Here is a 7,213-nt window from a genome sequence, read left to right on the forward strand (position 1 = left end):
ATTTTAGGCTTTCAATATTCAGTGATATGCAGAAAACACTATCAACAAAAAAGCGGGTAAAGACCCGCTTCCTTGCTCTATATTTTATCCCGTTTTAAATCAATCCATGCCATATAGCTCGGGAAAAATCATAATACTGACCAGAACCAAGACCTGAATCAATATAAATGGCATGACGCCTTTATAAATATCCGTTGTTTTAATCGAACTAGGAGCAACACCTTTTAAATAGAATAGACTAAAACCAAAGGGTGGCGTTAAGAAAGATGTCTGTAGATTCATTGCAATCAAGATTGCGAACCACACCATATTGATTCCCAACGCTTCGGCAACAGGCGCTAAAATTGGCACGATAATAAAGGCAATTTCAACGAAGTCGATAAAGAAGCCCAAGATCAAAATGGCAATCATGGCTAGGATAATGAAGCCCCATTTTTCACCTGGAAGATTCAATAGCACTTCTTCAACAATATAATCACCGCCGGTATAACTGAACGCCATAGAGAAAGCCGTAGCCCCCATCAGAATAGCAAACACCATGGCAGTTACTTTCACCGTTTCCAAGCCACTGTCATACAACATTTTCCAGCTAAATTGACGGTAAATAAGTGCCAATATAATTGCACCTACACCACCTAACGCTGAAGATTCAGTCGGTGTCGCAATACCAGTAAAAATAGAACCCAGTACGATCAACACTAATGCCAACGGCGGAATAATCGCTTTTAGTGCACTGCGAATTTGCTGTGCGCGAGTTTCATCATCCAAATCCTGTGGCATTGCTGGAGCAAGCTCAGGTTTTAAGAAAGTAAGAATCAAGATGTAAACAATATAACAAGCGATGAGAATCATGCCAGGGAACAAAGCCGCTTGGAAAAGATCGCCTACAGGAATGCCTAAAACATCCCCTAAGATGATCAAAATTATCGATGGTGGAATAATTTGACCCAAGGTACCAGACGCGCAAATCGTGCCACAAGCTAAAGACTTACTGTAGTTATACTTCAGCATAACTGGCAAAGAGATTAGACCCATGGCCACGACACTCGCGCCAACCACGCCAGTCGATGCGGCTAAGAGCGCCCCCACTAAAATAGTCGAAATCGCTAAACCGCCACGAACACCACCAAACAGTTTGCCCATGGCCTCTAATAACTGCTCTGCTAGCCTCGTTTTTTGTAACACAATGCCCATGAATACAAACAATGGCACAGCCATCATCACCGTATTTTCCATGTAGCTTTGAATGCGGAACGGCATGAAAGCAAACATATCAAAACCTTCGGCAAATACGCCAAAGATCAAAGCAATGCCACCAAAGGTAAAGGCAACAGGGAACCCCAGTAAAAGCATCACTAGGGCAACGAAAAACATGATTATTCCAATCATAAATAACCTACAAGCTTAAAAGGGAGACAAAGATCAATGTTGAATGGGTGGATGCGAGAAGCCTTCTTCGCTAACGCCTCGCAGCACATTAATGCAACGAATAAGCATTCCTAACCCACTGATCGTCATAGAGAAAAAAGCAAAAGGAATAACCGCTTTAATAATCCAACGGTAAGGCAGGCCACCTGGGTCACCACTGGTTTCGCCCAAAGCATACGCTTCATGAGCAAAGCCGACACCGTAATATCCCACTAATAAAGTAAAAGGAATTAAGAAAAACACACAGCCAAACAGATCTACCCAAGCTTTGCCTCGAATAGACAAATTCTCATAGATCAAATCCACACGAACATGGCCACCGTGCTGAATGCCATAAGGAATACCTAACAAAAAGATCGCAGCGTATAAGTGCCACTCCAACTCCTGCATCGCAATCGACACATCATTGAAGGCATAGCGCATCAACACATCGTAGAAAACGTTAAACAGTAAGACGATGAACAACACCGTCGAAAGCACACCAAGGAAATTAGAAAAACGAGTGATGCCTCGTTCTAGGGTGATTAACAACATGACAAACTCCTAGAAAAAAGCATAACGAGTAATGCTTACTCGTTATGCTTGGAGGTTTTATTCCGCTAGACTATCAACACTGTCTAAGTAAGCTCGGTCAGAAATATTGGTCCAGACGCGTACTTTTTTCAGGTAGTTAGCTTGAGAGTCCAAGATCTCTTTTGCCAAAGGATCTTCAGCTGCTTTCTCATCAAGAAGCTCTTGGTTCGCTTTTTTCATCGCTAACAACACATCTTTAGGGAACGTTTTGACCTGAACATTCGGATATTCTGTCTTCATGGTCGCCCAGTTTTCAGCACTCTCATGATAAGACTGAATGTACATGTCGTAAGACGCTAGCTTCATAGAAGTGCGAAGAATTTCGCGAAGGTCATCTGGAAGTTTTTTCCATGTGCGTTCATTCACAAGGAACTGCAGCTCTGTCGCTGGCTCATGCCAACCAGTGTAGTAATAAGGCGCAATTTTATGGAAGCCCATACGCAAATCTAGAGATGGCCCTACCCACTCAAGTGCATCAATCGTTCTGCGCTCAAGAGCAGTATAAAGTTCACCAGAAGCGATATTGGTTGGCTTAGCGCCCAATTTTGCTAGAACTTCACCTGCAAACCCTGGAATACGCATTTTCAGACCCTGTAGGTCTTCAAGTGAATTGATTTCTTTCTGGAACCAGCCACCCATTTGGTTACCAGTATTACCACCTGGGAACGACAATAAGCCAAACGGTTGATACACTTTCTGCATCAACTCCATACCACCGCCGTAATAAAACCAGCCGTATTGCTCAGGCGTAATCATGCCAAATGGCATAGTGGTAAAGTACAGAGTATTTGGCACCTTGCCTTTCCAGTAGTAAGACGCAGAGTGCCCCATGTCGTACTGACCAGAACGCACCATATCAAACACACCTAAAGGCGCTTTGTGTTTATTGGCAGAGTCGATAGTGATTTTTAAACGTCCGTTGGACATTTCATCGGCAATACGGGCCATATTTCGTGGCGCATCACCAAAGATAGGAAAATTAGACGCCCATGTTTCAGCCATCTTCAATTTATAGACTTTTTCCGCCGCAATAGCAGGTAGAGAAAAAGCACATAGAGCCACCGCGGTTGCAGCAACAAGAGTTGTGAGTTTTAAGGATTTCATTGTTTTTATCATCCTGTGAGTCTTATTTTTATGATTTAAGATCGAGCAGAATGAATAATGGCGTGTATAGAAAGTGCAAACAATTCGTACGAATACCGAGTGCAGCATCGGAAACTACGTATACGACTAAGTATTTCTACGTAGAAACAAGCCGCAAAGTGATCTATCAAAAACGTCAGTGATCTGCCATTAACTCTATAATATAAGGCTCTATTGTCTCGGCAAAAATTTGATACTGGCTGGCATTCGGATGCAAAAAATCATTCATAACATCACTTGTTAATAGACCATCGCTGTCTAGAAATACCCGATTAATGTCCGCAAAGAATATTTTTTCATTATCAGCATACGTACTAATAATTTGATTTACCTTGTCGTTCAACACACGTAATTTTTGTGTTGGCTTGGCGCTACGAGGAAAAATAGCTAAGAGCAAAATTTTAGTCTGTGGCAACTTCTCCATTAATAAAGACAAAATCTGTTTAATACCTAAAGCTGTATCTTCTGGCTTGTCCAAGCGATGTCCTGAGTTATTTGTTCCAATCAGTAAAACCAATAACTTAGGCTGGATATTATCTACTTCACCATGAGCCAAACGCCACAAAACATTCTCTGTTTTGTCACCATTAAAACCAAGATTTAACGCACGCCTTGGGCCATAAAAGACATCCCACACTTCAGCACCTTCTTTTTCCCATGCTTGAGTAATGGAATCCCCCAGGAACACTAAATCCACTTGTCCCATTGTTTCTTTTAATGCAAGTTTTTCCTCGTGTCTAGGCAGCCACCAAACCGTGTCCTGCTCAATTGAACGGATCGACAAAGGAGTATGTGAGTTAACCGAGCTTGATGACATAAAAAAGATTACTTGTTAAATGGAATTACAAAGACTAACTGATCGAAGTGAATCTTTATAGATTCCTCTACATCTAACCGAACTATTTGTGAATAAAATAATGCCTTATCCCCAGACTACATTGAATACATGTTGTCACTCAACATTAACAAAGCATCACAGATCACAACACACGTCAGAGTAATGTGAGGAGGATTTATTCAGATAAACGATATAAGGCGTTCTCTTTTGATGACCCGCGCTTACGAGTCGAAGGATGAGACAGGCGCAAACTGGATACAGAGGGTAAGCCATTACTACGTGTCATGAGATCAGATAGACGACATAAGGCGCACTCCTTTAATGTCGCGCTAGCACATCAAAGGATGAGACAACCGCAAACTGAGTACGAGAGGGTAAGCCATTGCTGCGTAGCTCATAGCTCGGGCAAATCAGATAGACGATATAAAGCGTTCTCTTTTGATGACGCGCTCAGATAAACGATATAAGGCGTTCTCTTTTGATGACCCGCGCAGACGCGTCGAAGGATGAGACAGGCGCAAGCGGGACACAAAAGAGCAAGCCACTGCTACGTATCATGAATTCAGATAGGCAACATAAGGCGTCTTCTTTTGATAACTCGCGCAGACGCGTCGAAGAATGAGACAGGCGCAAGCGGGGCACAAAAGGGCAAGCCACGGTTGCAGCAAGAGCAAACCATTGCTGCAGGAGTAAGCCATTACAGCTTAGCTTGTTGATTCCCCGTAACGAAAAAACCTGGCTTTGGAGTGCCATGCGACGACCACAATGATCTGAAGCGGTGCTTCATCCCCTTCGGGCATCCTGCGGATGTCTTCCACTAGCACCTTCGGTGCATCGTGTAATCACATGTATCCAAAAGTAGTAAAGAGATAGATGACGATATTCCAAAACGAAAAAACCCCGCCCTGCTTCGCAGGACGAGGTTCTTTTCATTTTAAAGCTTGACGACGACCTACTCTCACATGGGATCTCCCACACTACCATCGGCGATGGCGCTTTTCACTTCTGAGTTCGGGATGGGATCAGGTGGTTCAACGCCTCTATGATCGTCAAGCAATTCGTTTTGCGTTTTGTTCTGGCTGGACTTTTTTCGTCTCACCACAACACGCGAATACGTGCTTGGATCTTTAACAATTCATTTTGAAATAGTGATAACCAAGGTCAAACCAGTTTCTATCGTACTATGTGTCTTTGTCATTTTGATGATCTTGAGCCTTCACTCTTCTCATCCAAAACCACTTTGGTGTTATATGGTCAAGCCTCACGAGCAATTAGTATTGGTTAGCTCAATGCCTCACAGCACTTACACACCCAACCTATCAACGTCCTAGTCTCGAACGGCTCTTTAGGGGACTTAGGTCCCAGTGAGATCTTATCTTAAGGGAGGCTTCCCGCTTAGATGCTTTCAGCGGTTATCCCGTCCGAACATAGCTACCCGGCAATGCCACTGGCGTGACAACCGGAACACCAGAGGTTCGTCCACTCCGGTCCTCTCGTACTAGGAGCAGCTCCTCTCAAATCTCAAACGTCCACGGCAGATAGGGACCGAACTGTCTCACGACGTTCTAAACCCAGCTCGCGTACCACTTTAAATGGCGAACAGCCATACCCTTGGGACCGGCTTCAGCCCCAGGATGTGATGAGCCGACATCGAGGTGCCAAACACCGCCGTCGATGTGAACTCTTGGGCGGTATCAGCCTGTTATCCCCGGAGTACCTTTTATCCGTTGAGCGATGGCCCTTCCATACAGAACCACCGGATCACTAAGACCTACTTTCGTACCTGCTCGACGTGTCTGTCTCGCAGTTAAGCGTGCTTTTGCCTTTACACTCTATGCATGATTTCCGACCATGCTGAGCACACCTTCGTGCTCCTCCGTTACTCTTTGGGAGGAGACCGCCCCAGTCAAACTACCCACCACACAGTGTCCTCGATCCGGATTACGGACCTGAGTTAGAACCTCAAACATACCAGGGTGGTATTTCAAGAGTGGCTCCACGGTAACTGGCGTCACCGCTTCAAAGCCTCCCACCTATCCTACACAAGTAGGTTCAAAGTTCACTGTGAAGCTATAGTAAAGGTTCACGGGGTCTTTCCGTCTAGCCGCGGATACACAGCATCTTCACTGCGATTTCAATTTCACTGAGTCTCGGGTGGAGACAGTGTGGCCATCGTTACGCCATTCGTGCAGGTCGGAACTTACCCGACAAGGAATTTCGCTACCTTAGGACCGTTATAGTTACGGCCGCCGTTTACTTGGGCTTCGATCAAGAGCTTCGCTTGCGCTAACCCCATCAATTAACCTTCAAGCACCGGGCAGGCGTCACACCCTATACGTCCACTTTCGTGTTTGCAGAGTGCTGTGTTTTTAATAAACAGTCGCAGCCACCTGGTATCTTCGACCGACTAGTGCTTACGGAGCAAGTCCTTCACACCGGCCGGCGTACCTTCTCCCGAAGTTACGGTACCATTTTGCCTAGTTCCTTCACCCGAGTTCTCTCAAGCGCCTTGGTATTCTCTACCTGACCACCTGTGTCGGTTTGGGGTACGGTTCCTGCATATCTGAAGCTTAGAAGTTTTTCCTGGAAGCATGGCATCAACCACTTCGCCCAAAAGAGGGCTCGTCATCAGTTCTCGGTCTTAAAAGGGCCCGGATTTGCCTAAGCCCTAAACCTACCGCCTTAAACACAGACAACCATCGCTGTGCTGGCCTAGCCTTCTCCGTCTCTCCATCGCAATATGCACGAGTACAGGAATATTAACCTGTTTCCCATCGACTACGCATTTCTGCCTCGCCTTAGGGGCCGACTCACCCTGCCCTGATTAACATGGGACAGGAAACCTTGGTCTTCCGGCGGGGGAGTTTTTCACTCCCCTTATCGTTACTCATGTCAACATTCGCACTTCTGATACCTCCAGCCTGCCTTACAGCTTGACCTTCAACGGCTTACAGAACGCTCCTCTACCATGCCTAGTAAACTAAGCATCCGTAGCTTCGGTGTACAGTTTGAGCCCCGTTATATCTTCCGCGCAGGCCGACTCGACTAGTGAGCTATTACGCTTTCTTTAAAGGATGGCTGCTTCTAAGCCAACCTCCTAGCTGTCTAAGCCTTCCCACATCGTTTCCCACTTAACTGTAACTTTGGGACCTTAGCTGACGGTCTGGGTTGTTTCCCTTTCCACGACGGACGTTAGCACCCGCCGTGTGTCTCCCGTAATTGCACTCATTG

4 protein-coding genes and 2 rRNA genes (1 of these 6 only partly in view) are annotated in these 7,213 nt (G+C 45.4%); all 6 read right to left on the minus strand.

Going from position 1 to position 7,213, the window contains the following annotated elements:
• Positions 1–99: 99 nt before the first annotated feature.
• Complete coding sequence (locus C1X04_RS16395; RefSeq protein WP_110576738.1) at positions 100–1,389, minus strand: TRAP transporter large permease subunit; 1,290 nt, start codon at positions 1,387–1,389, stop codon at positions 100–102.
• Positions 1,390–1,422: 33 nt separating this feature from the next.
• Positions 1,423–1,962 carry a TRAP transporter small permease subunit gene (locus C1X04_RS16400; RefSeq protein WP_110576739.1) on the minus strand — a complete coding sequence of 180 codons (540 nt, stop codon included), beginning with the start codon at positions 1,960–1,962 and terminating at the stop codon, positions 1,423–1,425.
• Positions 1,963–2,019: 57 nt separating this feature from the next.
• Positions 2,020–3,105: a TRAP transporter substrate-binding protein gene (locus tag C1X04_RS16405; protein ID WP_110576749.1), complete on the minus strand. Its 1,086-nt coding sequence runs from the start codon at positions 3,103–3,105 to the stop codon at positions 2,020–2,022.
• Positions 3,106–3,280: 175 nt separating this feature from the next.
• On the minus strand, positions 3,281–3,961 hold the full coding sequence (locus C1X04_RS16410; protein WP_110576740.1) for a GDSL-type esterase/lipase family protein: 681 nt from the start codon (positions 3,959–3,961) through the stop codon (positions 3,281–3,283).
• A gap of 960 nt (positions 3,962–4,921) precedes the next feature.
• Positions 4,922–5,036, minus strand: a 5S ribosomal RNA gene (gene rrf, locus C1X04_RS16415).
• Positions 5,037–5,232: 196 nt separating this feature from the next.
• Positions 5,233–7,213: ribosomal RNA gene (locus tag C1X04_RS16420) — 23S ribosomal RNA — on the minus strand; it runs 906 nt beyond the window's last position.

The organism is Marinomonas sp. FW-1 (genome assembly GCF_005222245.1).
GTDB lineage: Bacteria > Pseudomonadota > Gammaproteobacteria > Pseudomonadales > Marinomonadaceae > Marinomonas > Marinomonas alcarazii.